The following is a 25,111-nucleotide window of genomic DNA, read 5'->3' as shown; positions in this document are numbered from 1 at the left end:
CGACGTTCGCCGTCGCGCCTGCCGCGCTGCCGTATGCCGTGGTGTCTTTCGCCATGATGATGTTCCCCCTTACGCCGAATGTCCGGCGATGATCGTCCTCGACAATTCTAACGTCCAAGCTGAAAGTACGCCGAACGCCCACCGTATGTGGGAATACGGTGGGCGTTCGGTTGCGATGGCGCGATGGCGTGGCCGCCGATGGCGCGATGCCGCGATGGCGTCACGCGGGGTTTTACGGGAGACGAATCACTGGCCGGTCGTGGTCCCCTGCTGGGTGGTCGTACCGGTCGTGCCTTCCGTCGTGGTGCCCTGCTGCGTGGTCGTGCCGGTGGTCCCCTGTGTGGTGGTGCCGGTCGTGCCCGAGCTGGTGCCGCTGTACGTGGTGGTGCCTCCGCCCGTGTACTTCGCGCTCGGGTTGCCGTAGCTGTTGTCGATCGGGATACCGGCGGCGTCGACGTAGCTCTGCATGAACTGCTTCCACGCGGGTTCGGCGATGTACATGCCGTACCAGGTCGGGCGGTACACGCCGTTGATCGTCTTGTAGTTGAACGACTGCGGCGACTCGGCGTTGCCGACGGCCACGAACGCGGCCACCTGCGGGATGAAGCCGGCGGTGAGCATGTACGTGTCCTCGTTGGTGCCGGTCTTCGCGAAGGTCTTGCGGCCGTTGGCCAGCTGGGCGTCCACGGCGTTGCCGTTGGAGCGGACGACGCCCTGGTTGATGGCGTAGGCGGCGGTCTCCGCGATCTCCGGGTCGATGGCCTGATGGCAGTTCGCGGACGGCACCTTGTAGTTCTTGCCGGCGCGGTCGGTCATCTTGGTGATGGCGATCGGGGTGCATTCGACGCCCTTGGCGGCGATCGTCGCGTACACGTTCGCCATCGTGAGCGGCGAGGCCTGCACGGTGCCGATCACCATCGGCGGCTGGAACGAGTTGGAGTCGTAGACGTCCTCATGGCCCTGGATCGAGTTGTGGTAGCCGACCTGCTTGGCGGCGTCCGCGATCGCGCACAGGCCGATCTGCTGGGTCATCGAGGCCTGGGTGGTGTTGTGCGAGAGCACGAGGCCCTGCAGCGGGCTCTCGTTCGAGGTGCCGCCGCCGGAGTTCTGCACGCTCCACGTGCCGGCGAACGCGTAGCCGTTGCAGCTGAAGCTCGCCGTGTTGTACGCGGTGGATGTGCGCAGGTACTGGTTGATGGACTTGCCCGCCTGCATCCACGCGACGAGGTTGATCGGCTTCCAGGTGGAGCCGGGCTGGAAGCCCCAGCCGCCGCCGTCGGACTCGTCGACCGCGTAGTTCACGGCCGTTCGCGTCGAATCGAGCTTCGCCAGATCGGTGGCGTCGTAGGTGCGGTTGATGCCGAAGCCGAGCACCTCGCCGGTGCCGGGCCTGATCGCGGCGATCGCGACCTCGAAGCCGGTCGGATCGGCCGGCGGGATGGCGTCGCGCGCCGCCTGCATGGCGGAGTTGTTCGCGTTCACGTCCATCGTGGTGACGATCGACAGGCCGCCCTCCTTGAGCAGCTTGTTGCGCTCCTCCTCGGTCTTGCCGAACTCCTTGTTCTTGAGGATCTGGCGGGTCACGTAGTCGCAGAAGAACGCGGCGTCGCCTGCCACCTGGCAGCCGGATTCGATGGACTGCACGTTGAGCGTGTCCTTGAGCGGCGTCTTGTAGGCCTCGTCATGCTGCTTCTGGGTGATGTACCCCTCCTGCAGCATGAGGTCGAGCACGATGTTGCGCTGCTTCTGCGACTCCTTGAGGTTCTCGTCGCTGGTCGGATCATACCTGGCCGGGTTCTTCGTGATGGCGGCGATGGTCGCGGCCTGCACCACGGTCAGGTCCTTGGCGGAGGTGTTGAAGTAGCGCTTCGCGGCGCTCTCCACGCCGTAGAGGTTGTGGTTGCCGAACTGGGCGATGTTGAGGTAGCCCTGCAGGATCTCGAGCTTCGAGTACTGCTTCTCCATCTGCACGGCGATGAGCATCTCGCGCACCTTGCGCGCGACGGTCTGTTCGGAGGCGTGGTATTCGGCGATCGGGTCGTCGTCCTCGCGGGCCTGCATGGCGAGCACGTTCTTCACGTACTGCTGGGTCAGCGTGGAGCCGCCCTGCGTATCGCCCTTCTTCACGAACGTCTGGAAGAAGGCGCGCATGACGCCCTGCACGTCGATGCCGTGATGTTTGAAGAATCGGCGGTCCTCACGGGCGACGACGGCCTGCTGCATGACCTTGGAGATGTTCTTCAGCGGCACGACGGTACGGTTGTCGGCGTAGAACTCCGCGATCTTCGTCGTGCCGTCCGAGGCGTACATCACGGATTTCTGGGGAAGGGAGGTCACGTCGAAATCGACGCCCTCGACCTTGAGCGACGGCACCACGGCCTTGGCCACCGAATTCGCGGCGAATACGGCGGGGGAAACCAGCGTGGCCATCACCACGCCGCCGCCGACGCACAGCATGAGATAGGCCAACAGCAAAGTAAGCACACGTCGAGCGGTAAGGGAGTTCTTTTTCGGCATGCGCCCCATTCTAAGTGGGTGGGTCTACCGGAACCGATGGCGTGCCACGGCGCGCGGGGAATCATTCACAGGAACCCCACTCCCTGAACGTCTCCCGGAAATCCGGTGAACGAACGTCTCCCTCCCTGCGCCCCCTTCAGGGGGAGCTGGCGCGTCAAGCGCCTGAGGGGGTCAGCGGCGCGACCTGCGGATGAGCATGCCGGGCTGGTAGATGACGATCGAACGCCCCTCGCGCGCGATCCACCCACGGTTCGCGAAGTCCATCAGCGCCTTGTTCACGGTCTCGCGGCTGGAGCCGACGAGCTGCGCCATCTCCTCCTGCGTCAGGTCGTGCGGCACCTTGAGCCCCTCCTCGACCGGCTCGCCGAAGCGGGACGCGAGGTTGATGAGCGTCTTGGCGAGGCGGGCGGGCACGTCCATGAACACGAGGTCGGAGATGTGCTCGTTGTTGGAGCGCATGCGCCCGGCCATCACCTGCAGCATGTCGATGGCGACGCGAGGATGCTGGTCGAGCCAGTGGAACAGCGCATCATGTTCGAGCCAGACGACGCGCGTGCCGTGGTTCATCGCCAGCGCGGACGCGGTGCGCGGGCCGCCGGTCGGGTCGAAGACGGGGATCTCGCCGAGCACCTCGCCCGGCGCGTGGATGGACAGCAGCTGGATGCGATGGTCGTTCGATTCGCGCACGAGTTTGACGCGCCCGTGCTCCAGCAGGTACATGCGGTGGTCGGTGCCGCCCTGTTCGAAGATGGCCTCGCCCTTGTCGTACACGGCCTGGTTGAGATGGGGGATCAGCTCCTCCGCCTGCTCCGGCGACACCTGCTTGAACAGCGCGGTATGCAGGAGCACGTTCTCCTCTTCGGGCATCGCGTTCGGCTTTTCCGCCAACTCACATCACCATCCCATCATCACGTCGCCGTATTCCATCGTCGGTCCGCGGACATCCTCGACCATCGTCCGCAACATTGTACCGCACGCCCACCGGAGCCGCCGTGAACGTACCGCAGGCGTTCACGGGCGCGCGTCGGCGCACGCGCGGGCGGCGGGCGGCGCCGCCGTCACGCGCGGGACGCCTGCGCGCGGCAGTACGCGAGCAGGTGCGCGACGACCTCGGCGCGGGACAGCCCGGTCTGGCTTCTGAGCGGGTCGACGCGCTTCACGGCGGACTTGACCGCCTTGTCGCTCGTCTTCTCGCCGCTCACGTTGAGCACGCGCGTCATCTTCACCGCGTCGATGTCGTACGCCATCGTCACGTGGTGCAGGACCGCGCCGGGAGCGTGCGTCGCGGCGGGCGCGGCAGCTTCCCCGCGCGCCGCCGCACGCGCGTGCGGCGCGGGGAAGCGGCGTTGCGCCGCGCCGCCGATCTTGCCGTGCTGCGAGGCGATGTCGTTGAGACCGGCGAACCGCACGTCGAGTCCCAGCCCGCGCAGCGCCTCGACGAGCCACCGGTCGCACAGACGATACGACGATGCGACGTCGATGCCGGCGACGAAATCGAGCGGAGTATATAAGGAGTAGGTGATGGTGTTGCCGGGTTCGATGAACATCGCGCCGCCGCCCGTGCACCGGCGCACGACGGTGATGCCCTCCGCGCGCGCGACGCTTTCGTGGACCTCGTCGGGGATGGACTGGAACCGGCCGACGACGACGCACGGCGCGTTCCACTCCCAGATGCGCAGGGTGGGTCGGCGCGTGCCGGCCGCGACCTCGCGCGCCCATCGCTCGTCGACCGCCATCTGGTCGGCGGGGCTGCGCGGTTCGTCGTGGACGATGGCGAGCCACGGCCAGAGGGAGGCCCAGCGGGAGGCAAAGTCGGGGTCGGGCGTCGTGACCACCCCCACCCGCTGCGCGGGAGCCCCCGCCGGCGGGGGCGGAGTGAGGGAGGACGCGGTATCGGTGGCGGACGGGGCGATCGCGCGGACGGCGGCGATGGCGATGGCGTCGGCGTCGGTGCCGACGAGACGGGCGTGCGGATGGCGGGCGATCGCCTCGCGCACCGCGGCCGCGATCGTCGCAGAATCGATCGTCGCAGAATCGATTGTCGCAGAATCGGCGCCGGTCGCGGGAGACGCGGCGATGACCGCGGCGAGCGCACGTTCGACGCCGCGCAGGAGGGCGTCGGCGGTCCCGTCGGAATCGGCTTCGACGAAGAAATCGCCGTCGATGCGCACGCGCGGCGCGTCCGTGCCGTCCGGCTCCACGGTCACGGCGACGAGTTTGCCGCCCGGCGTCTTGCATTCCCCACGCATCGCGTTCTCCATATCCATGCCGCCACCATAGCAAAAGGCCCTCGGCGTGATGCCGGGGCCTTCGGAAACGTGCGACGGACACGTCACATGCGGGCGAGGATGTCCTTGCCGACCTGGTCGGTGGTGCGGACGGTGGAGCCGAGCTCCTCGATGTCCGCCTCGACGGCCTTGTGGATCTTCTGCGCGGCCTCGTCGAAGCCGAGATGCTCGAGCAGCATGGCGGCGGAGAGGATCGCGGCGGTCGGGTTGGCCTTGTTCTGGCCGGCGATGTCCGGCGCGGAGCCGTGGATCGGCTCGAACATCGACGGGTATTCGTCGGAGGCGTTGATGCAGCCGGAGGCGGAGTAGCCCACGCCGCCCACGACGGCGCCGGCCTCGTCGGTGAGGATGTCGCCGAAGAGGTTGTCGGTGAGGATCACGTCGAACTTCGACGGATCGGACACGAGGAAGATCGTGGCCGCGTCGATGTGCGAGTAGTCGTGCGTGACCTCCGGGTACTCCTCGCCGACCTTGTCGACGATGCGCTGCCACATGTCGCCCGCGTTGACGAGCACGTTCTTCTTGTGGACGAGCGTGACGTGCTTGCGGCGCTTCATGGCGAGCTTGAACGCGTAGCGCACGACGCGCTCCACGCCGTACGCGGTGTTGATGGAGACCTCGGTGGCCACCTCGTTCGGGGTGTTGCGGCGGACCGCGCCGCCGGCGCCGCAGTACAGGCCCTCGGTGCCCTCGCGCACGACGACGAAGTCGATGTCGCCGGGGTTCGCGAGCGGCGAGGTGACGCCCTTGTACAGCTTGGACGGGCGCAGGTTCACGTACTGGTCGAGATCGAAGCGGAGCTTGAGCAGCAGGCCGCGCTCCAGGATGCCGGCCTTGATGCGCGGGTCGCCGACGGCGCCGAGCAGGATCGCGTCGGTCTTCTTGATGCGCTCCTCCTCGTCCTCGGGCAGGATGGAGCCGTCGCGCAGGTAGCGCTCGGCGCCCAGGTCGAAGGGCTCGTAGTCGAATTCGGCCACGCCTTCGGCCGCCTTCTCGAGCGCCTTCTGCGCCCACGGGGTCACTTCCTTGCCGATGCCGTCGCCGGGAATCACGGCGATCGTGTACTTCTTCGTTGCGGTGTTTTCGCTCATGGCACGAGACGTTACTCGCGGCCGCACGGCGCCCACGGCGGCCGTTCATCAAATGGACACGATTCCGGACATGGGCCGGATACGGACGGCGGGCGCGGGGACGGTCCGTCAATTCCGGTCCGTAGATCCCGGTCCGCCGACCGGACGATGCGCATGGTGATGTTCGCCCTGCGTGTTCGCCGGTGATAGGCTGGAAGCAGCCTCCGAGCGGTTGGAACGTCATCGATGACGGTGACGTGGTAAGGAGGGTAATGAAAGGAATGCGTATGAACGACGCAAACGCCAATGGAGGCGGCTCCGGAGCCCCGGACCCCAAGTTCACGGACAACGGACAGATCCCCTTCGACCAGACGCCGGACACGGCGCAGGCCGGCGCCCCGGCACCGGATTCGCCGGCACCGGCGTTCGGACAATCATATGAGCAGCAGCCCGCCCCGGCCGCGCCCGCACCGTGGGAGGTCCCGCAGGCCGATGTGCCGACGCAGCAGTTCTCGGCACCGCAGCCGGATGCGCCGACGCAGCCGATCCAGGCACCGCAGTACGGCCAGCCCGAAGCTCCGGCGGCGCCGGCGTTCGGCGCCCCGGATGCCGCGGCGTCCCAGCAGCAGTTCGCGGCGCCGCCGTACACGCCGGCGGTGCCGGGACAGCCCGGGCAGCCGGGACAGCCGCCGTTCGGACAGGGCCAGCAGCCGCCGTATGGACAGTCCGGCGCGCCGGGTGCGCCCGCCGCCCCCGCCTACCCGGGTGCCCCCGCTCCGGGACAGCCCGGTCAGCCGGGACAGCCGGGACAGCCGCCCGCATACCCGGGTGCCCCCGCGCCGAAGAAGAAGCGCTCCACCGGCGCGCTGATCGGCATCATCGTCGGTGCGATCGCCGTGGTCGCGGTGATCGCGCTCGTCGTCGTGTTCGCGGTGGTCAAGCCCGGCTCGCTCACCTCCGACGACTATCTGGACGGCCAGCACCAGACGGGCGTGATGCTCACGAAGTACGGCAACATCTCGACGAAGCTGTCGAAGGCCATGGCCACCACGTACGACAGCAAGTCCACCTTCGACAAGGAGGACGCCGCGAAGATCAAGGAGTACGTGAAGGCCTACGAGGATTCGAACAAGGAGTTTACCGACCTCAAGATCTACCAGAAGGACGACAAGGTGAAGGAGGCGTACGACAAGTACGAGAAGAAGGCGAAGAAGTTCGTCACGTTCTCCAACAACCTCGCCGACACGGCCGTCACGATGAGCGCCGTCACCAAGGCGTGCGACTCCACGCCGACCGCGTCCTACACCGACAACGACTACTTCAGCGAGTACAACGACTACATCAAGGGCTGCACGACGGCGCTCGGCGACCTCAGCGGCTCCAAGATCAAGCCGATCGCCGAATACGCCACCACGATGAAGGACTACCTGACCAAGCTGGGCGACATCATGACGCAGTTGGAGGCGCTCGGCAACGGCGACGACATCTACAGCGACGACGGCAAGTACCAGCAGTACCGCGACCTGACGGAGCAGCTGTACGATCTGGACAGCCCGTACAACGCCTCGTCCGACTTGAACGACGGACTGGACGACATCGAGAAGGAGGCCAACCCGTCCGACGAGCTGAACGACTTGAACGACGTCATCCAGGACGGCTTCAACGAGAAGCTGAAGTAACGGCTTCCGGCGGCCTGTCGCGCGCGGCTTCCGTTCGCGCGTGACGCCCGGCCGCCCACGCCGCATATGAATGAACCCCTCCGCGGATTGCGGAGGGGGTCATTCATATGCGGCCATATGCGCCGGTCGACCCGCTCAATCGAGCAGGCCGACCGGCCGATCATCAGACGATGGCGGTCGGATCGTCGTCCGAACCCGCGGCGTCGGTGCCGGCGGCGTCGCCGTCGTCACCGGGGAGCTTCAGGTCGGAGCCGTCCGCGTCGCCGCCGAAGTCGGCGGTGCCGCCCTGGTCGTCCAGGAAGTCGTCCGGGTTGAAGTCCTCGCCGAGCTTCAGGTCGCCGAAATCGATGTTGGAGAAGTCCACATCGTTGATGTCGCCGTCGGTGAAGTCGAGGCCCTCGCCGTCGTCGCCACCGCCCAGACCGAAGTTCGGGTAGATGGTGTCGCGGATCGCCTTGTCCGGCTCGACCACCGCGTTGCGGTAGCGGGCCAGGCCGGTGCCGGCCGGGATGAGCTTACCGATGATGACGTTCTCCTTGAGGCCCTTCAGGTCGTCGACCTTCTGGTTCAGGGCGGCGTCGGTGAGCACGCGGGTCGTCTCCTGGAAGGAGGCGGCGGACAGCCACGAATCGGTGGCCAGCGAGGCCTTCGTGATGCCCATGAGCTCCGGACGGCCGGAGGCCGGCCTCTTGCCCGCCTGCACGGCGGCCTTGTTGACCTCGCGGAAGCGCTGCTGGTCGACCAGCTCGCCGGGCAGCAGGTCGGTCTCGCCGGAGTCGATCACGGTGATGCGACGGCTCATCTGGTGGACGATGACCTCGATGTGCTTGTCGTGGATGTCCACGCCCTGGGAGCGGTACACGTTGTGCACCTCCTCCACGATGTTCATCTGGGCGGCGCGCTTGTTGAGGATGCGCAGGATCTTCTTCGGATCGACGGAACCCTCGATGAGCTGCGTGCCGGTGGCGACGTGCTCGCCGTCCTTCACCAGCAGCGGGACGCGGCGCGACACGTTGTACGTGATCGGCTTGATCTCGCCGTCCTCGACCGGGGCGCCGGAGTCGGCGTCCGGGGTGAGGATGACCTGGCGGCCGCGGTCGCCGTCCACCACCTTGATGGTGCCGGCGAACTCGGCGATCGGGGACTCGCCCTTCGGCGTACGGGCTTCGAAAAGCTCGGTGACACGCGGAAGACCCTGGGTGATATCGGAGGCCGAAGCGACGCCGCCGGAGTGGAAGGAACGCAGCGTCAGCTGGGTACCCGGCTCGCCGATGGACTGGGCCGCGACGATGCCGACGGTCTCGCCGACGTCGACCAGCTTGTTGGTGGCCATCGACCAGCCGTAGCACTTCGCGCACACGCCGCGCTTGGAGGCGCAGGAGAGCACGGAACGGCACTTGACGAACTCGACGCCGTGGGCGACGAGATCGTTGAGCACGTCCATCGACAGGGCGTCGTCGCGCTTGTACAGCACGGTCTTGCCGTCGGCCGGGTCGATGACGTCGGCCGCGAGCAGACGGGAGTACGGGCCGCCGTCCGCGTTCTTGACGAGCACGAGGTTGCCGTCGGCGTCGCGGTCGGCCACGCGGATGTCGATACCCTGCTTGGTGCCGCAGTCCTCCTCGCGGACGATCACGTCCTGGGAGACGTCGACCAGACGACGGGTCAGGTAGCCCGACTCGGCGGTACGCAGTGCGGTATCGGCCAGCCCCTTGCGGGCGCCGTGCTGGGAGATGAAGTACTCCAGCACGGACAGGCCGTCGCGGTAGTTGGACTTCACCGGACGGGGGATGATCTCGCCCTTCGGGTTGGCCACGAGGCCACGCATGCCGGCGATCTGGTTGATCTGCATCATGTTGCCTCGCGCGCCCGACTGGACGATGATGGCGAGGTTGTTGAGCGGATCGAAGTCGTGCTCGACGGCCTTCGACACCTCGGCGGTGCACTTCGTCCACAGGTCGATGAGCTCCTGGCGGCGCTCCTCCTCGGTCAGAAGACCCATCTCGAAGTTGTCGTTGACCTGGGCGGCCTCGTCCTCGTACTTGGCGACGAGGGTGTTGCGCTCGCCCGGCTCGATGACGTCGGAGAACGCGAAGGACACGCCGGACCACGGCGCGCGGGTGAAGCCGAGATCCTTCAGGGCGTCCAGCGAGGCGGCCACCTGGGCGGTGGAGTAGCGGGTCGCGATGTCGTCGACGATCTTCGCCAGACGCTTCTTGCCGACCTGCTCGTTGACGAACGGGTAGTCGACCGGCAGGGTCTGGTTGAACAGGACGCGACCGTAGGAGGTGGCGAACAGGGCGGTGCCGTCCTGGAAACGCTCCTCCTTGACGACGGTCTCGCCGTTCTGGGCGTCCGGATCGGCGACCTTGAGCTCGCCCGGCTCCCAGTTGGCCGGCAGGACGAAGTCCTTCGGCACGCGGATGAGCACCTTGGCCTGCATGTCGATCTCGTGCAGGTCGAGCGCCATCTCGGCCTCGGCCAGCGAGGAGAACACGCGGCCCTGGCCCTTGACGCCCTCCACAACGGTGGACAGGTAGTACAGGCCGAGGATCATGTCCTGGGACGGCATGGTCACGGTGTGGCCGTCGGCCGGCTTCAGGATGTTGTCGGAGGCCATCATCAGCGAGCGGGCCTCGGCCTGGGCCTCGGCGGACAGCGGCAGGTGGACGGCCATCTGGTCGCCGTCGAAGTCGGCGTTGAACGCGGCGCAGGCGAGCGGCGGCAGGTGGATGGCCTTGCCCTCGACCAAGATCGGCTCGAACGCCTGGATGCCCAGACGGTGCAGCGTAGGCGCACGGTTGAGGAGCACCGGATGCTCGGAGATGACCTCCTCGAGCACGCCGTACACCTCGGTGTCGCCGCGGTCGACCATGCGCTTCGCGCTCTTCATGTTCTGCGCGTAGTTCATGTCGACGAGACGCTTGATGACGAACGGCTTGAACAGCTCGAGCGCCATCGGCTTCGGCAGGCCGCACTGGTGCATGCGCAGCGACGGGCCGACGACGATCACGGAACGGCCGGAGTAGTCGACGCGCTTGCCGAGCAGGTTCTGGCGGAAGCGGCCCTGCTTGCCCTTGAGCATGTCGGACAGGGACTTGAGCGGGCGGTTCGAGGCGCCGGTGACCGGACGGCCGCGGCGGCCGTTGTCGAACAGGGAGTCGACGGCCTCCTGGAGCATGCGCTTCTCGTTGTTGAGCATGATCTCCGGGGCGCCGAGCTCGATGAGGCGCTTCAGACGGTTGTTGCGGTTGATGACGCGACGGTACAGGTCGTTGAGGTCGGAGGTCGCGAAGCGGCCGCCATCCAGCTGGACCATCGGACGCAGGTCCGGCGGGATGACCGGGATCACGTCGAGCACCATGGCCTCCGGCTTGTTGCCGGTGGACAGGAACGCGTTGACGACCTTGAGGCGCTTCAGGGCCTTGGTCTTGCGCTGCTCGGACGCATCCTTGATCTCCTCGCGCAGCTCGGCGGCGATAGCCTCGAGGTCGAGGGACTGCAGGCGCTTCTTGACCGCTTCGGCGCCCATGGAGCCCTCGAAGTAGTCCTCGTAGCGGTCCTGCATCTCGCGCCACAGGTCCACGTCGTCGATGATGTCGCCGGCCTTGAGCTTCTTGAACTTGTCGAACACGGCGTTCAGACGCGCGATCTGGTCGTCGTAGCGCTGGCGGATGGCCGCCATGTCGCGCTCGGCGCCGTTGCGCAGCTTGGCCTTCGCGGCGCCCTTGGCCTCGCCGGCCTCCTCGAGCTCGTGCAGATCGGCCTCGACCTTCTTGGCGCGGTCCTCGATCTCGACGTTGCGGCGCTTCTCGAAGTTCGCGATCTCGTGGTCGAACTCGTCCTGCAGGTCCGGCAGGTCCTGGTGACGCTGCTCCTCGTTCACGGCGGTGACCATGTAGGAGGCGAAGTAGATGACCTTCTCCAGGTCCTTCGGGGTCACGTTGAGCATGTAGCCCAGACGGGACGGGACGCCCTTGAAGAACCAGATGTGGGTGACGGGGGCGGCCAGCTCGATGTGGCCCATGCGCTCGCGGCGGACGCGGGAGCGGGTGACCTCCACGCCGCATCGCTCGCACACGATGCCCTTGAAGCGCACGCGCTTGTACTTGCCGCAGGCGCACTCCCAGTCACGGGTCGGTCCGAAGATCTGCTCGCCGAACAGACCGTCCTTCTCCGGCTTCAGGGTGCGGTAGTTGATGGTTTCGGGCTTCTTGACCTCGCCGTGGCTCCAGCCGCGGATATCGTCCGCGGTGGCCAGGCCGATGCGAAGCTTGTCGAATGCGTTGACGTCCAGCACTGTTGTTTTCGTCCTTACTTACGCTTGCTTACGGTTCTCGATGGGTCTCACTGGTACTCGGGCTGAGCGGCGGCCTGGTCTTCCTTCGCGGCCGCGTCGGGGCGGGCGCCGATGTTGAAGCCGAGGTCGTCGGAGGAGCCGGCCGGATCGTCGTCCTCGTCCTTCATGTCGATGGCCTGGCCTTCGGCGTTGAGCACCTCGACGTTCAGGGACAGGGACTGCATTTCCTTGAGGAGCACCTTGAAGGACTCGGGGATGCCCGCCGGCGGCAGGTTCTCGCCCTTGACGATCGCGCCGTAGACGCGCACGCGGCCGTCCACGTCGTCGGACTTGGTGGTCATCATCTCGTGCAGCGTGTACGCGGCGCCGTAGGCCTCGAGGGCCCACACCTCCATCTCGCCGAAGCGCTGGCCGCCGAACTGCGCCTTGCCGCCCAGCGGCTGCTGGGTGATCATCGAGTACGGGCCGGTGGAGCGGGCGTGGATCTTGTCGTCGACCAGGTGGTGGAGCTTCAGCATGTACATGTAGCCCACGGAGATCGGACGCGCGAACGGCTCGCCGGTGCGGCCGTCGAACAGCGTGGCCTTGCCGTCCGGGCCGACCAGACGGTCGCCGTCGCGGTTCGGCAGCGTGGTGGACAGCAGGCCCTTGAGCACGTCCGGCTTGACGCCGTCGAACACCGGGGTCGCGACCGGGGTGCCCGGCTCGGCCTTCTCGGCGCCGGAGGGGACGAGCTTCTTCCACTCGGCCTCGAGGTCCGGGTCGAGGGAGATGTCCCAGCCGGAATGCGCGATCCAGCCGAGGTGCAGCTCGAGCACCTGGCCGAGGTTCATTCGGGACGGCACGCCGAGCGGGTTCAACATGATGTCGACCGGGGTGCCGTCGGCGAGGAACGGCATGTCCTCCTCGGGCAGGATGCGGGAGATGCAGCCCTTGTTGCCGTGGCGGCCGGAGAGCTTGTCGCCCACCGTGATCTTGCGGTGCTGGGCGATGTAGACGCGGATCATCTGGTTGACGCCGTTGGGCAGCTCGTCGCCGTCCTCCTCGGCGTCCTCGCGGGTGATCTCCTTGACGCCGATGACCGTGCCGGTCTCGCCGTGGGGCACGCGCAGCGAGGTGTCGCGCACCTCGCGGGACTTCTCGCCGAAGATGGCGCGCAGCAGGCGCTCCTCCGGGGTCAGCTCGGTCTCGCCCTTCGGCGTGACCTTGCCGACGAGGATGTCGCCGGCCTCGACCTCGGCGCCGATGCGGATGATGCCGCGCTCGTCGAGGTTCGCGACCGCGTCCTCGCCGACGTTCGGCAGGTCGCGGGTGATCTCCTCGGCGCCCAGCTTGGTCTCGCGGGCGTCGATCTCGTACTCCTCGATGTGGATGGAGGAGAGCGTGTCGTCCTGGACGAGACGCTGGGAGATGATCACGGCGTCCTCGTAGTTGTAGCCGTTCCACGGCATGAACGCGATGAGCAGGTTCTTGCCGAGGGCCAGCTCGCCCTTCTCGATCGCCGGGCCGTCGGCCATCACGGTGCCGGCCTCGACGCGCTCGCCGTCGTGGACGATCGGACGCTGGTTGTAGCAGGTGGTCTGGTTGGAACGCTGGAACTTGGCCAGCTTGTAGGAGCTGGTCGTGCCGTCGTCGTTCATCACGCGGATCATGTCGGCGGAGACGTAGGTGACCACGCCATCCTTCTCCGACTTGATGACGTCGCCGGAGTCGTTGGCGGCGCGCCACTCGGAGCCGGTGCCGACGAGCGGGCGCTCGGACTCGATCAGCGGGACGGCCTGGCGCTGCATGTTGGTGCCCATGAGCGCTCGGTGGCCCTCGTCGTGCTCGAGGAACGGGATCAGCGAGGCGCCGAGGGAGACCATCTGACGCGGGGAGACGTCCATGTAGTCGACCTGGCTGACGGGCACATCGACCGCCTCCTCCTCGCCGACTCGGGCGAGGGCGGACTTCTGGACGAAGTTGCCGTTCTTGTCGAGCTCCTGGTTGGCCTGGGCGATCACGTGGTCGAGATCGCGGTCGGCGGTCATGTACTCGACCTCGTCGGTGACGTGGCCGTCGACGACCTTGCGGTACGGGGTCTCGATGAAGCCGAACGGGTTGACGCGGCCGAAGGTCGCCAGAGAACCGATGAGGCCGATGTTCGGGCCTTCAGGGGACTCGATCGGGCACATGCGGCCGAAGTGGGACGGGTGCACGTCGCGCACCTCCATGGAGGCGCGGTCGCGGGACAGGCCGCCGGGGCCCAGCGCGGAGAGACGACGCTTGTTCGTCACGCCGGACAGCGGGTTGTTCTGGTCCATGAACTGCGACAGCTGCGAGGTGCCGAAGAACTCCTTGATGGTGGCGTTCACCGGGCGGATGTTGATCAGGGACTGCGGGGTGATCGCCTCGGCGTCCTGCGTGGTCATGCGCTCGCGCACGACACGCTCCATGCGGGACAGGCCGGTGCGCAGCTGGTTCTGGATCAGCTCGCCGACCTGGCGGATACGACGGTTGCCGAAGTGGTCGATGTCGTCGACGTCGACGCGCAGGTCCACGTCCTCGCCGTTGCGCTTGCCCGGGAAGGTGTCCTTGCCGTCGTGCAGCGTGCACAGGTACTTGATCGTCGCGATGATGTCCTCGCGGTGCAGGGAACGGTCGTTGACCTCGTTCTCCAGGCCCAGCTTGCGGTCGATCTTGTAGCGGCCGACGCGGGCCAGATCATAGCGCTTCGTGTTGAAGTAGAAGGAGTCGAGCAGGTTCTTGCCCGCGTCCGGGGTCGGGGTGTCGGCCGGGCGGATCTTGCGGTACAGGTCGACGAGGGCCTCGTCCTGGGTCTGGAGGGTCTCCTTCTCCAGGGCGTCGAGCACCAGCGGGTAGTCCTTGAACGCCTCGCGGATCTCCTGCTTGGTCATGCCGATGGCCATGAGGAACACGATCGCGGACTGCTTGCGCTTGCGGTCCACGCGCACCTGCGGCTGGTCCTTCTTGTCGATCTCGAACTCGAGCCACGCGCCGCGCGACGGGATAATCTTCGCGCCGAAGACCTCCTTGTCGGAGGTGCGGTCCTGCTGGCGGTCGAAGTAGACGCCCGGGGAGCGCACGAGCTGGGAGACGATGACGCGCTCGGTGCCGCCGATGATGAACGTGCCGTGCGCGGTCTGCAGCGGGAAGTCGCCCATGAACACGGTCTGGGACTTGATCTCGCCGGTTTCGCCGTTCTCGAACTCGGCGTTCACGTACAGCGGGGCGGAGTAGGTGTAGTCCTTCTCCTTGCACTCCTGGACCGTGTGGCGCGGCTCCTCGAAGTACGGGTCGGAGAAGGTGAGGGACATGGTCTGCGCGAAGTTCTCGATCGGGGAGATCTCGTTGAAGACCTCGTCGAGGCCGGAGACGTGCGGCGTGGTGACCGTGCCGTTCTCCTCGTCCTTCGCGACGCGCGCCTTCCAGCGTTCGTTGCCGATCAGCCAGTCGAAGCTGTCGGTCTGGACGCCCAGGAGGTAGGGCACGTCGATGGGTTCCTTGATGGAACCGAAGTTCACGCGATCCGACGCCTTGTGCAGGTCGATGTCGTGCTGGTCGGCGCGTGCGGTGATGGTGGTGGTGTTCGTCGTAGCTTCAGTAGCCAATGGACGTTCCTTATCGCTCGCTATGTGTTCGTTTTCCCCGTCGAAGCGCGCATGGCCACCATATGCCTATGCGAGCTTCGTTGTGTGGAGGCATGCCCGCAATATGACACACCGTATGCAAATTACAAAGAATAGCGGTATGTAAGGACTTTCATCGCACCGTCATCGCACTTCGATGTTGACCTTCTCGCTGACGACCTTGGGGGCGTCCTTGAGGCTCAATTGGGCGGTGTACGCGCCGCGGTCCACCTTCGGCAGGTCGTCCTGGCTCTCCGCGCATTCCGAGCCCGTGCGGTTCGCGCCCCACGTGAGCGTCCGCACGTCCTTGTCGCCCTTCGCCATGAGCAGCATCCTCGCGTCCGCCGGGCACGAATCGGACCTCCACACGGTCTGTCCGTTCGACGAGATCGTGAGCACGCGCCCCGAATCGGAGGCGTCGACGAGGCAGGAGTCCGCGCCCTCGTGCTCGATCGTCGCGACGAAGTCGATCGAACCGCCGACCGCCACGGTCGCGGCCTTCGCGGTGAGCGTCAGACGCGTGTCCTTCGTGGAGCAGTTCCGCACGCCGGTGCTGCGGTGCGGCGTGGGAGCCCCGTCGCGTTCCAGCGCGACGCGGCTCACGCTGCCGTACGTCGCACCCCACACCGCGCCGACGCCGCGCGACAGGCTGTACCCGCAGAACACGATGAGCGCGAGCGCGAGCAGCAGCACGATGCCGACGACGATGCGACGACGACGATAGATCGCACGCTGCCGCTTGCTCAGCTTGCGTTTGCGCTGCTTGCCCATACCCGTTCCACCTTGTGCCATAGTGCCTTTCAGTCTATCGCGTCTATCGCGGCAGCCGGATCGCGCCGCCGGGGAGGATCTCGATGAGACCGTCCTCGTCGAGGCCCGCCACGCAGGTGTCGAGCTGCGCGCGGTCCTTCCACAACGTCTCGACCGTCGCACGCTCCAACATGGACTCGGCCGGCAGCCTGCGCAACGCGTCGAGGACGATGCCGCGCACCTGGCGGTCCGTGCCCCGGAACCGCTGCCGGGGCCGCGTGCGCCGCTCCCCCAGCCCGGGCCGGCCCGCGGCGAGGAACGCGCAGTCGTCGCGCACCGGGCAATGGTCGCACAGCGGGTTCTTCGCCGTGCACACGAGCGCGCCCAGCTCCATCACCGACTGGTTCCACGTGACGGATGGGACGTGCGGGACATCGCGTGAAACGTCATGTGAAACATCACCGGAATCGCGTGGAACATCGCGTGGAACATCATCGGAATCATCGGTTCCGGCACGATCGCCTCCGTCATCGCGCGGAAGGACGGCGGCGGCGAGCGCGCGTTCCGCCGCGCTCGCCGCGCCGCCACGCGACTCCTCACCCGCGAACACGCGCGCGAGGACGCGACGGATGTTCGTATCGACGACGGCGATCCGCTCGCCGTACGCGAAACTCATCACCGCGCTCGCCGTGTAGTCGCCGACGCCGGGCAACGCGACCAACGCGTCGTACGTGCGCGGCAGGTCGTCGCCGCACTCGCCGGCGACGACGCGCGCGCACTCCTGCAGGCGCAGGGCGCGGCGGGGGTAGCCGAGACGGCCCCACGCAGTGATCACGTCGGATTTCGGCGCGGCGGCGAGCGCGGCCGCATCCGGCCACTTCGCCATCCACGCGGTCCAGTACGGCACGACGCGGCTCATCTGCGTCTGCTGGCTCATCACCTCCGACACGAGGATCCCCCACGGCGTCGTGCGGCCGAAACGCCACGGCAGGTCGCGGGCGTTCGCCTCCCACCATGCGGCGAGGCGCAGGCGGACGCGGGCGGCGCGGGCGGCGTTGGGACGGGACGCGCCGGCGGGTAAGCCTGTGGGCGAGTCCACGGCAACAGTATCGGTCATGCCGAGGTCACCGGCCGCCGGCGAAGTTCAGCTGGCGCCAGGCCTCGTAGATCGCGATCGACGCGCAGTTCGTGAGGTTCAGCGAGCGCAGCGACGGGCGCATCGGCAGCCTGACCTGCTCGGCGACGTGCGGGCCGGCCATGATGTCCATCGGATCGGGGATGTTGCCCGGCTCCGGCCCGAACAGGAGGATGTCGGTCGGCTTGTATTCGATCTCCGTGTACAGCTTCGTGGCGTGCGCGGTGAACGCGATGATGCGCGAGTTCGGCATCGACTCGACGAGGTTCTCGAAGTTCGGATGCAGCACCACATGCGCCATATCGTGGTAGTCGAGGCCGGCGCGGCGCAGCTTCGTGTCGCGCAGGTTGAAGCCGAGCGGCTCCACGAGGTGCAGGATCGTGCCGGTCACCGCGCACAGGCGGATCGCGGAACCGGTGTTGCCGGGGATGCGCGGCGAGTAGTAGCACAGGTGCGGGGTGACGGTCTCTGCCTCGGCCGCCTTCTCTGCGGTGAGCATCGCGTCGACCACGCTGATCGGGTTGCCGTGCGCGTCGGTCACGAGCTCGTCCGGCCCGTAGTTCGACTTGCGGTAGCCGTATTCGAACATCTTCTCGACTTTGTCTTCCGGGTTTCCGTTTTCACTCATATCGCCACCGTCATCCCTTGTTCATCGTGATTGCGGATCGTACGCGCCGCTCCTAGCGGATCGCGACCGACAATCGAGCATAGGGCATGCTCTGCCCGACACGGATGCCGGGCGGCGGAAGGCCGGGCATGGCCCCGGCGGAGCCATGCCGGATACGGATGACTGCACATGACGAAGGAACCGGACGCTACGGGAAACGCGTGCGTCAGACGTTGCGGAGATGCTTGCATATCGGCACCTAATCGGCATCGAAACGGCACCTAATCAGCATCAAACTGCGTTACGAGGGGTGCTTTGCGACGTCCACCGACAGACATCTCGCTTACGAGGGGTACCCGATCATGCGAAGAGACTACCAAAATGGCACGATCCCGGGGAATTGTACTGTCGATACCCGCCCTCACGCCGCAGCGGATACCCCTCGCAAGAGAAATGGCGATCCGCGCCATGACGGAAGCACCCCTTCCAATGCAGATAGCCTTTACACCGGACGCCCCGCCCCCGAGGAATCCGCCCAGAGGATCCGCCTTGCCGGGACAGGCCCCGGCGCAAGAAAACCCGGACCGGGATTCCTTGCGCTGAGAACCGGTCAGCGCAACTATTCCCGGACAAAGCGGTTGTTTTCCGGGAACTCTTGCACTGAGAACCCGTCAGCGCAAGAAAACCCGGATGAAGCGGTTGTTTTCCGGGATTCCTTGCGCCGGAAGGGGAGACGGAGGACTGGCGGTACGTTCGCGGGGATGACTTCGGTTCCCGAACGAATCGGTTTCCCGCGTACGAATCAGTTCTTGAACGAGTGGATCGGGGCGGGGATGCGGCCGCCGCGGGTGACGAACGCCTCGCACGAGGTCTGGTTGACCGGGATGATCGGCGCGTAGCCCATCAGGCCGCCGAAGTTCGCCATCTCGCCGACGCCCTTGCCCTCGACCGGGATGACGCGCACGGCGGTGGTCTTCTGGTTGACCATGCCGATGGCCGCCTCGTCGGCGATGATGCCGGAGATCGTCGCGGCGGATGTGTCGCCGGGGATGGCGATCATGTCGAGGCCGACCGAGCACACGCAGGTCATCGCCTCGAGCTTCTCGATGGTGAGGCATCCGTTGCCGGCCGCGTCGATCATGTTCTTGTCCTCGGAGACCGGGATGAACGCGCCGGACAGGCCGCCCACGTAGGAGGACGCCATGATGCCGCCCTTCTTCACCTGGTCGTTGAGCATCGCGAGCGCGGCGGTCGTGCCGGGCGCGCCCACCTGTTCGAGACCGATCTTCTCGAGCACCTCGCCGACGGAATCGCCCACGGCCGGGGTCGGCGCGAGCGACAGGTCGATGATGCCGAACGGCACGCCCAGCCGTCGCGACGCCTCCTGCGCGACCAGCTGGCCGACGCGCGTGATCTTGAACGCGGTGCGCTTGATCGTCTCGCACAGGAACTCGAAGTCCTTGCCCTTCGCGGCATCGAGCGCGCGCGAGACGACGCCGGGGCCGGAGACGCCCACGTTGATGACCGCGTCGCCCTCGGTCACGCCGTGGAATCCGCCCGCCATGAACGGGTTGTCGTCGGGCACGTTGCAGAACGCGACGAACTTCACGCAGCCGTAGGAGTCGATGTCGGCGGTGGCGTGCGCGATGTCCTTGACGATGTGGCCGAGCAGCTCGACCGCGTTCATGTCGATGCCGGTCTTCGTGGAGCCGACGTTGACGGACGAGCAGACCACCTCGGTTTCGGAGAGCGCCTGCGGCAGGGAGCGGATGAGCAGCTCCTCGGCCGGGGTCATCGCCTTCGAGACGAGCGCCGAGTAACCGCCGATCAGGTTGACGCCGACCTCCTTGGCCGCACGGTCGAGCGCGTGGGCGATCTTGACGAAGTCCCCGCTCGTCTTGCAGCAGCTCGCGCCGACCAGCGAGATCGGGGTGACGGTGATGCGCTTGTTGACGATCGGGATGCCGTAGTCGCGTTCGATGTCCTCGCCGGTGGAGACGAGGTCCTTCGCGTACGTGGTGATCTTGCGGTAGATGTTGTCGCAGGTCTCGTCGACGTCGTCGCTCGCGCAGTCGAGCAGCGAGATGCCCATCGTGATGGTGCGCACGTCGAGCTTCTCCTGTTCGATCATCTGGTTGGTCTCGTGGACCTCCATGATATTCAGCATGGTTCTTCCTTTCGGCTCGGTCCGGCGAGGCTAGATGCGGTGCATCTTGGTGAAGATCTCCTCGCGCTGGCAGCGGATGCGCACGCCGATGTCGTCGCCGAGGTCCTCGAGGTTGCCGACCATGGCGCTGAACTCCTTGTCGGAGTTCGCATAGTCGACGATCATCATCATGTTGAAGTAGCCGTCGATGATGGTCTGGGAGATGTCGAGCACGTTGACGTTGTGCTGCGAGAGGTAGGTGCACACGCGTGCGATGATGCCGACCGTATCCTGGCCGACGACGGTGATGATTGCCTTGTTCATGGCGCTCCCTGAATGGTTTGGTGTGATGTCCGGTGATGCCGGTCCGGTTTGGGGATTGGCTCGGAGAATACGAAAAACGGGTGTTCACCAGTATAGGTGAACACCCGTTGGTGCGTCATGGAACGTCCACGACGGAATCGCCTCCCTCTGACGAGGGAGGTGCCGGCCGTCGGGCCGGCGGAGGGAGAGACCCCGGCACGAAGTCCACGGTTTCTCTCCCTCAGTCCGCTTCGCGGCCAGCTCCCTCGTCAGAGGGAGCCATAACAAGGACGCTACGCGGCGAGCTTCTTCTCGCCGGTTTCGACGGCCTCGTCGACCTCGACCGGGGTCATCTCCGGTTCGCGGCGGGCGCGCTCCTTCAGCGCGAACGAGAAGACGAGCACGAGCACGATGAGCACGAGCCCGAACAGGTAGCCGTAGCGGGAGCCGTCCACGAAGCCCTGCGCCGGATCGGTGCCGCCGCCGGCCGTGTAGGTCGCCTGGCCGAGGCCGAGCAGGCAGGTGGCGACGGCAGTGGAGATGGCGCCGCACACCTGCTGCATCGTGTTGAGGATCGTGCTGCCGTCGGCGGCCATGCGGCCCGGCAGCGCCTTCAGCGCGGCGGACTGCGTGGACTGCTGGATGAACGGGATGCCGACCATCACGATGATGTGCGCGGCGAGGAACAGGGCGACGGGCGAACCGGCGCCGATCGCGAAGAACAGCGCGCCGCCGACCGCGGTCATCGCCACGCCGATCCAGACGAGACGACGCGCGCCGTGGCGGTCGAACAGTCGGCCGGCGCCGAGCGTGCACAGCGCGTTGACGATGCCGCCGGGCAGCATGAGCAGGCCGGCGACGGTGGAGCTCAGGCCGAGGCCGCGCTGCAGCTCCTGCGGCACGAGGTACATGAACGCGAGCGTGCAGGCGAACGAGCAGGAGACCATGATGGCCGGCGTGCGGAACGCCGCGATGCCGAGCGCGCGCAGGTCGAGCAGCGGCGTGGCGATGGTGAGCTGGCGGTGCGCGTAGAAGGCGAGGACGATGACGCCGACGACGAGCAGTCCGATGACGGCCGGCGAGAAGCCCATGTCGCTCACGAGGCTCACGCCGGCGACGAGGCAGCCGAAGCCGAGCGCGGACGCGAGGATGGAGAGCACGTCGACGGCCGGACGGGTGCGTTCGATCGGCGTGACGAAGAACAGCGCGGTGCAGGCAATCGCGATGGCGGCGATCACGGCGAACAGGGCGAAAATCGCACGCCAGGAGATGGCACCGATGAGCGCGCCGGCGACGGTCGGGCCGACGACCGGCGCGAACATGACGACGAGACCGGCCACGCCGTTGGCGGCGCCGATCTTCGACGGCGGGAACACGCGCATGATCGCGGCGTACAGGGTGGGCAGCACGATGCCGGTGCTCACGCCCTGCACGATGCGGCCGGCGAGCAGTACCGGGAACGTGGTCGCCACGGTGCACACGAGCGCGCCGACGAGGAAGCAGGCGAGTGCGAACAGCACGAGCGTCTTCGCCTTGACCCACTTGAGCAGGAAGCCGACGCACGGCAGCACGATGCCGATGGCGAGCATGTAGCCGACGACCATCCACTGCGCGGTGCCGGAGGAGACGGAGAACTCGTCCATCAGATCGGGGATGGCGATGTTCATCGATGTCTCGGACAGCATGCCGAGGAACGCGCCGAAGTACAGGCCGAGCATCACGCGGTGCGGATGCGCGAAGCGCGGGGCGGGGGCGCCGCCGGGCACGGGGGTCGCGACCTCGTAGGAGACGTGGTCGAGATGCGGCTTGGCGGTCGCGGAACCAGCCACGGAACCAGCCACGGAGCCGGCGGCCTGGCCACCGGAAACGGAATCATTGCGGACGGTTGTCTGATCGGACAACGGAAAACCTCTTCTTATCTGTATCGATGCGTCGCCGCCGGGCGATTCCCGCACATGGGCGGCATACCGCAGCATGACCGCAGACATGACCGCATGCCGCAGACATGGCCGCGCACGCCGCGCGTTTCGCGGGAAACGCACGGCGGCGGCATCATCGGCGGGGAATCGAGAACCCCTAACGTCCGGGTCCCGACGGCAACGAAAAACCGCATGCCCCGAGGCGGAGAATGCGCCGGAGGCATGCGGTTATCAAGTCGAGATGTGACCGTAGTACGTTTTCCGTTTTTTCGTAAGCGAGCCGGGCGTGTCGCGGAAAATCCCGCGTGCGGCAACCTCCCCCAGTCCGCCGACGTTTCGCCTCCCTCTGACGAGGGAGGTGTCATCGCGAAGCGATGACGGAGGGAGAGACCGGAGCGGCCGCAGGCCGCGGAAGATACGGCATCGGCCGAAGGCCGATTCGTTTTTCCCGCGCCCTGCGGCCGCTGTCTCTCCCCCAGTCAGCCTGCGGCTGACACCCCCTCGTCAGAGGGGGCCGAAGAACGTCGCGCTCACCGCCTGCGCCCGGCGTCACGCACCGTGGTCTCCGCGGTCTTCGCGGCGGCGGGGGTGATGCCGCGTTCGCGCGCGGCCTGCTTCATCTTCGGGTTCTCCGGTCCCTCGTTGGGCGGCAGCTGGCATAGCCACTCCCCCACGAGCCCGACGATCATGTCCGCGAGGCAGATCACGCCGGTTACCGCGCACTCGGTCACCGCCTGCGCGTAGAACTCGGCCTCCATGTGCCCGATGGACGGGATGATCTGGCCGAAATACCATCCGGCGAGCGCCGCCCCCGCCAACGCGAGCGCCTTGGCGAGCACGAGCGTGTGGAACGCGATCGTCGGGTTGATGAACGTGTGCGGCCGTTTGCGCGGATCGGTGGTCGCGTACTTGTGCACGTTGATCGCGAGCACGAGCACGAGCACGCCGATGGCGACGAGCAGCGCCGCGACGAACCAGGGCGCGCCGATCAGCGTGAGCCCGTACCGTTCGCCCAATACGGCGACGCCCGCGCCGGCGGCCAGTCCCAGCGCCAATCCGAGCGCCGGCTGCCACCATGGTGTCCTATGCGCCTTCATCTCGTGTCCTTCCGTTCGTCCGTCACCGGGGAGTTCCCGCGTATGCGCCTATCCTCGCGTATCCACGCGCCCCGGCGTTTCCCGTCATTTCGCGCCGATGATCCAGTTGTCGCTCAGCTGTCCGACCATGCCCGCGTCGGGTGCCATCGCGAGCAGGAACGAGACCGGGTCGCCGCCGAGCGTGGCGTTCGGGTCCATGTCCATCCACGGCGCGAGCACGGAGGCGTGGGTCCTGGCGCTCGGCCACGGCACGCGGCAGTCCGGCTCGTCCGCGGTCACGTGCTCCATGTCGACGAGGTCGAGGTCGATCGCGCCGTCGTGCGTGCCTTCGATGGTGCCGAGCGCGGCGATCAGCGCGCGTGCGCCGAGCTTCGTCTCGATCTGGATGACGGCGCTCATCGCGTCCGGCCCGTCGAAGCTGCTCACATGGTAGAGCGGCGAGATGCCGTCGACCTGGCTGCCGGGCAGTCCGTCGATGGCGACGATCGCCTCGCGGAACAGGTGTTCCGCGTCGGTGGAGGTCGAGTCCATCGAGATGACGGCCTTGAGCGGCACGGTCGCGCCATCCGTGGAACCGGTTCCGGCGTCATCGGCACCTGTGCCCGCGTCGGATGCGCCGGCATCACCGGAATCACCGTCCCGCGTCCCGCTCATCCAGTCGCCGACGACGCGCTCGACCGGCGGCTCGTCGCCGTCCGCCTCGGCGAGCAGCCCTTCGGCGAGTTCGTTCACCGGGCCGCCGTGCAGGCCGGGAAGGTCGGCGTGCGGGTCGAGCGCCGCCCACGGCACGAGCACGAACGCCCGCTGCCATGCGCGCGGATGCGGCAGCGTCAGGTCGGGCGCGTCGGATTCGACGCCGTCGTAGTCGATGATGTCGAGGTCGAGCGTGCGGCTCGCCCAGTGGGTTTCGCGCGTGCGCCCGTGGTCGCGTTCGATGCGCTGGAGCGCGTCGAGCAGCGTGCGCGCGTCGAGCGTGGTCGTCGCCTCGACCACGGCGTTGAGGAAGTCGGGGGTGCCGTCGGCCATGCCCCACGCGGCGGTGCGGTAGAGCGGCGAGACGCCGGTGACCTGCGTGCCGTCGAGCGCGTCGATGCGGCGCACCGCGTCACGCAACGTCGCCTCGACGTCACCCTGGTTGCCGCCGAGCGCGATGACGACGCGATGCGCGGCACCGTCGCCGGCGTCCGTCGCCACAGCCGCGCCGGCACCGTCCGCCGCGCCGTTCCCGGCGGACGCCGCGTCGCGCGTGCGCGTGATGCGCACGGCGACGTCGTCGAACGGCACGGTGATCGGCGCGTGCGGCTTGTGCACGGTCACGTCGACCGCGCGGATCGGATCGATGGCGAGCAGTCTGTCGGCGATATCCTGCGCGAGTTTCTCGATGAGGTCGACGTGGTCGCCTTCGATGACGTCGACGATCACCTTGGCGGCGCGGCCGTAGTCGACGGTGTCGCCGAGCGCGTCGGAGCGGCCGGCGGCGGCGAGGTCGAGGTGGAGGGTCGCGTCGACGACGAACGGCTGCGCACGCTCGTGCTCGAAGTCGAGCACGCCGTGCGTCCCGTTCGCCCGCACACCGGTCAAAGTGATCGTGTCCATGTCAGTTCCTTCCGTCTCGTCTTCCGGCACCCCCTCAGTCCGACTCCGTCGGACAGCTCCCCCTTCAGGGGGAGC

At 67.1% G+C, this 25,111-nt stretch carries 15 protein-coding genes; 1 reads left to right on the top strand and 14 read right to left on the bottom strand.

The features are described from left to right. Window positions 1-246: 246 nt before the first annotated feature. From AC1AYN_RS00360 to AC1AYN_RS00345, 4 genes are all read right to left on the bottom strand, one after another. A complete protein-coding gene (locus AC1AYN_RS00360) occupies window positions 247-2,526 on the bottom strand; it encodes a transglycosylase domain-containing protein (RefSeq protein ID WP_476531391.1) in 2,280 nt (759 codons plus the stop codon). 162 nt (window positions 2,527-2,688) lie between these two features. Then, the gene (locus tag AC1AYN_RS00355; protein ID WP_476532285.1) at window positions 2,689-3,384 is read right to left on the bottom strand and encodes a Crp/Fnr family transcriptional regulator; all 696 of its coding nucleotides are present in this window, start codon (window positions 3,382-3,384) and stop codon (window positions 2,689-2,691) included. 191 nt (window positions 3,385-3,575) lie between these two features. Beyond that, entirely contained in the window at window positions 3,576-4,784 is a 1,209-nt protein-coding gene (locus AC1AYN_RS00350; RefSeq protein WP_476503119.1) for a lipoate--protein ligase family protein, read from the bottom strand. A gap of 65 nt (window positions 4,785-4,849) precedes the next feature. Further along, the gene (locus tag AC1AYN_RS00345) at window positions 4,850-5,896 is read right to left on the bottom strand and encodes a 3-isopropylmalate dehydrogenase (protein ID WP_476503118.1); all 1,047 of its coding nucleotides are present in this window, start codon (window positions 5,894-5,896) and stop codon (window positions 4,850-4,852) included. Window positions 5,897-6,162: 266 nt separating this feature from the next. Here AC1AYN_RS00345 and AC1AYN_RS00340 point away from each other — a divergent pair, with 266 nt between their 5' ends. Then, the gene (locus tag AC1AYN_RS00340) at window positions 6,163-7,554 is read left to right on the top strand and encodes a hypothetical protein (protein ID WP_476531389.1); all 1,392 of its coding nucleotides are present in this window, start codon (window positions 6,163-6,165) and stop codon (window positions 7,552-7,554) included. Between the two features lie 163 nt (window positions 7,555-7,717). Here AC1AYN_RS00340 and AC1AYN_RS00335 read toward each other — a convergent pair whose 3' ends face one another. From AC1AYN_RS00335 to folK, 10 genes are all read right to left on the bottom strand, one after another. Beyond that, window positions 7,718-11,854 carry a DNA-directed RNA polymerase subunit beta' gene (locus tag AC1AYN_RS00335; RefSeq protein WP_476531387.1) on the bottom strand — a complete coding sequence of 1,379 codons (4,137 nt, stop codon included), beginning with the start codon at window positions 11,852-11,854 and terminating at the stop codon, window positions 7,718-7,720. Between the two features lie 47 nt (window positions 11,855-11,901). Next, complete coding sequence (gene rpoB, locus AC1AYN_RS00330) at window positions 11,902-15,465, bottom strand: DNA-directed RNA polymerase subunit beta (RefSeq protein WP_476503115.1); 3,564 nt, start codon at window positions 15,463-15,465, stop codon at window positions 11,902-11,904. Window positions 15,466-15,627: 162 nt separating this feature from the next. Further along, complete coding sequence (locus AC1AYN_RS00325) at window positions 15,628-16,275, bottom strand: hypothetical protein (protein ID WP_476531385.1); 648 nt, start codon at window positions 16,273-16,275, stop codon at window positions 15,628-15,630. 22 nt (window positions 16,276-16,297) lie between these two features. Next, entirely contained in the window at window positions 16,298-17,350 is a 1,053-nt protein-coding gene (locus AC1AYN_RS00320) for an HhH-GPD family protein (RefSeq protein WP_476531383.1), read from the bottom strand. 7 nt (window positions 17,351-17,357) lie between these two features. After that, window positions 17,358-17,996: a tRNA (cytidine(34)-2'-O)-methyltransferase gene (locus AC1AYN_RS00315; RefSeq protein WP_476531381.1), complete on the bottom strand. Its 639-nt coding sequence runs from the start codon at window positions 17,994-17,996 to the stop codon at window positions 17,358-17,360. Between the two features lie 781 nt (window positions 17,997-18,777). After that, window positions 18,778-20,142, bottom strand: a complete 1,365-nt coding sequence (locus AC1AYN_RS00310; protein ID WP_476503112.1) for a DUF711 family protein — start codon at window positions 20,140-20,142, stop codon at window positions 18,778-18,780. Between the two features lie 30 nt (window positions 20,143-20,172). Next, window positions 20,173-20,445, bottom strand: a complete 273-nt coding sequence (locus tag AC1AYN_RS00305; protein WP_034525826.1) for an ACT domain-containing protein — start codon at window positions 20,443-20,445, stop codon at window positions 20,173-20,175. Between the two features lie 272 nt (window positions 20,446-20,717). After that, on the bottom strand, window positions 20,718-22,190 hold the full coding sequence (locus AC1AYN_RS00300; RefSeq protein ID WP_476532284.1) for a DHA2 family efflux MFS transporter permease subunit: 1,473 nt from the start codon (window positions 22,188-22,190) through the stop codon (window positions 20,718-20,720). 683 nt (window positions 22,191-22,873) lie between these two features. Continuing rightward, window positions 22,874-23,440: a DUF3180 domain-containing protein gene (locus tag AC1AYN_RS00295; RefSeq protein ID WP_476531379.1), complete on the bottom strand. Its 567-nt coding sequence runs from the start codon at window positions 23,438-23,440 to the stop codon at window positions 22,874-22,876. Window positions 23,441-23,524: 84 nt separating this feature from the next. Further along, a complete protein-coding gene (gene folK, locus AC1AYN_RS00290; protein WP_476531377.1) occupies window positions 23,525-25,036 on the bottom strand; it encodes a 2-amino-4-hydroxy-6-hydroxymethyldihydropteridine diphosphokinase in 1,512 nt (503 codons plus the stop codon). Window positions 25,037-25,111: the final 75 nt, after the last annotated feature.

The sequence above is a fragment of the Bifidobacterium sp. LH_413 genome (assembly GCF_056357015.1).
The sequence above is the reverse complement of the archived record's forward strand: the minus strand, read 5'-3'. Positions and strand labels throughout refer to the sequence as shown.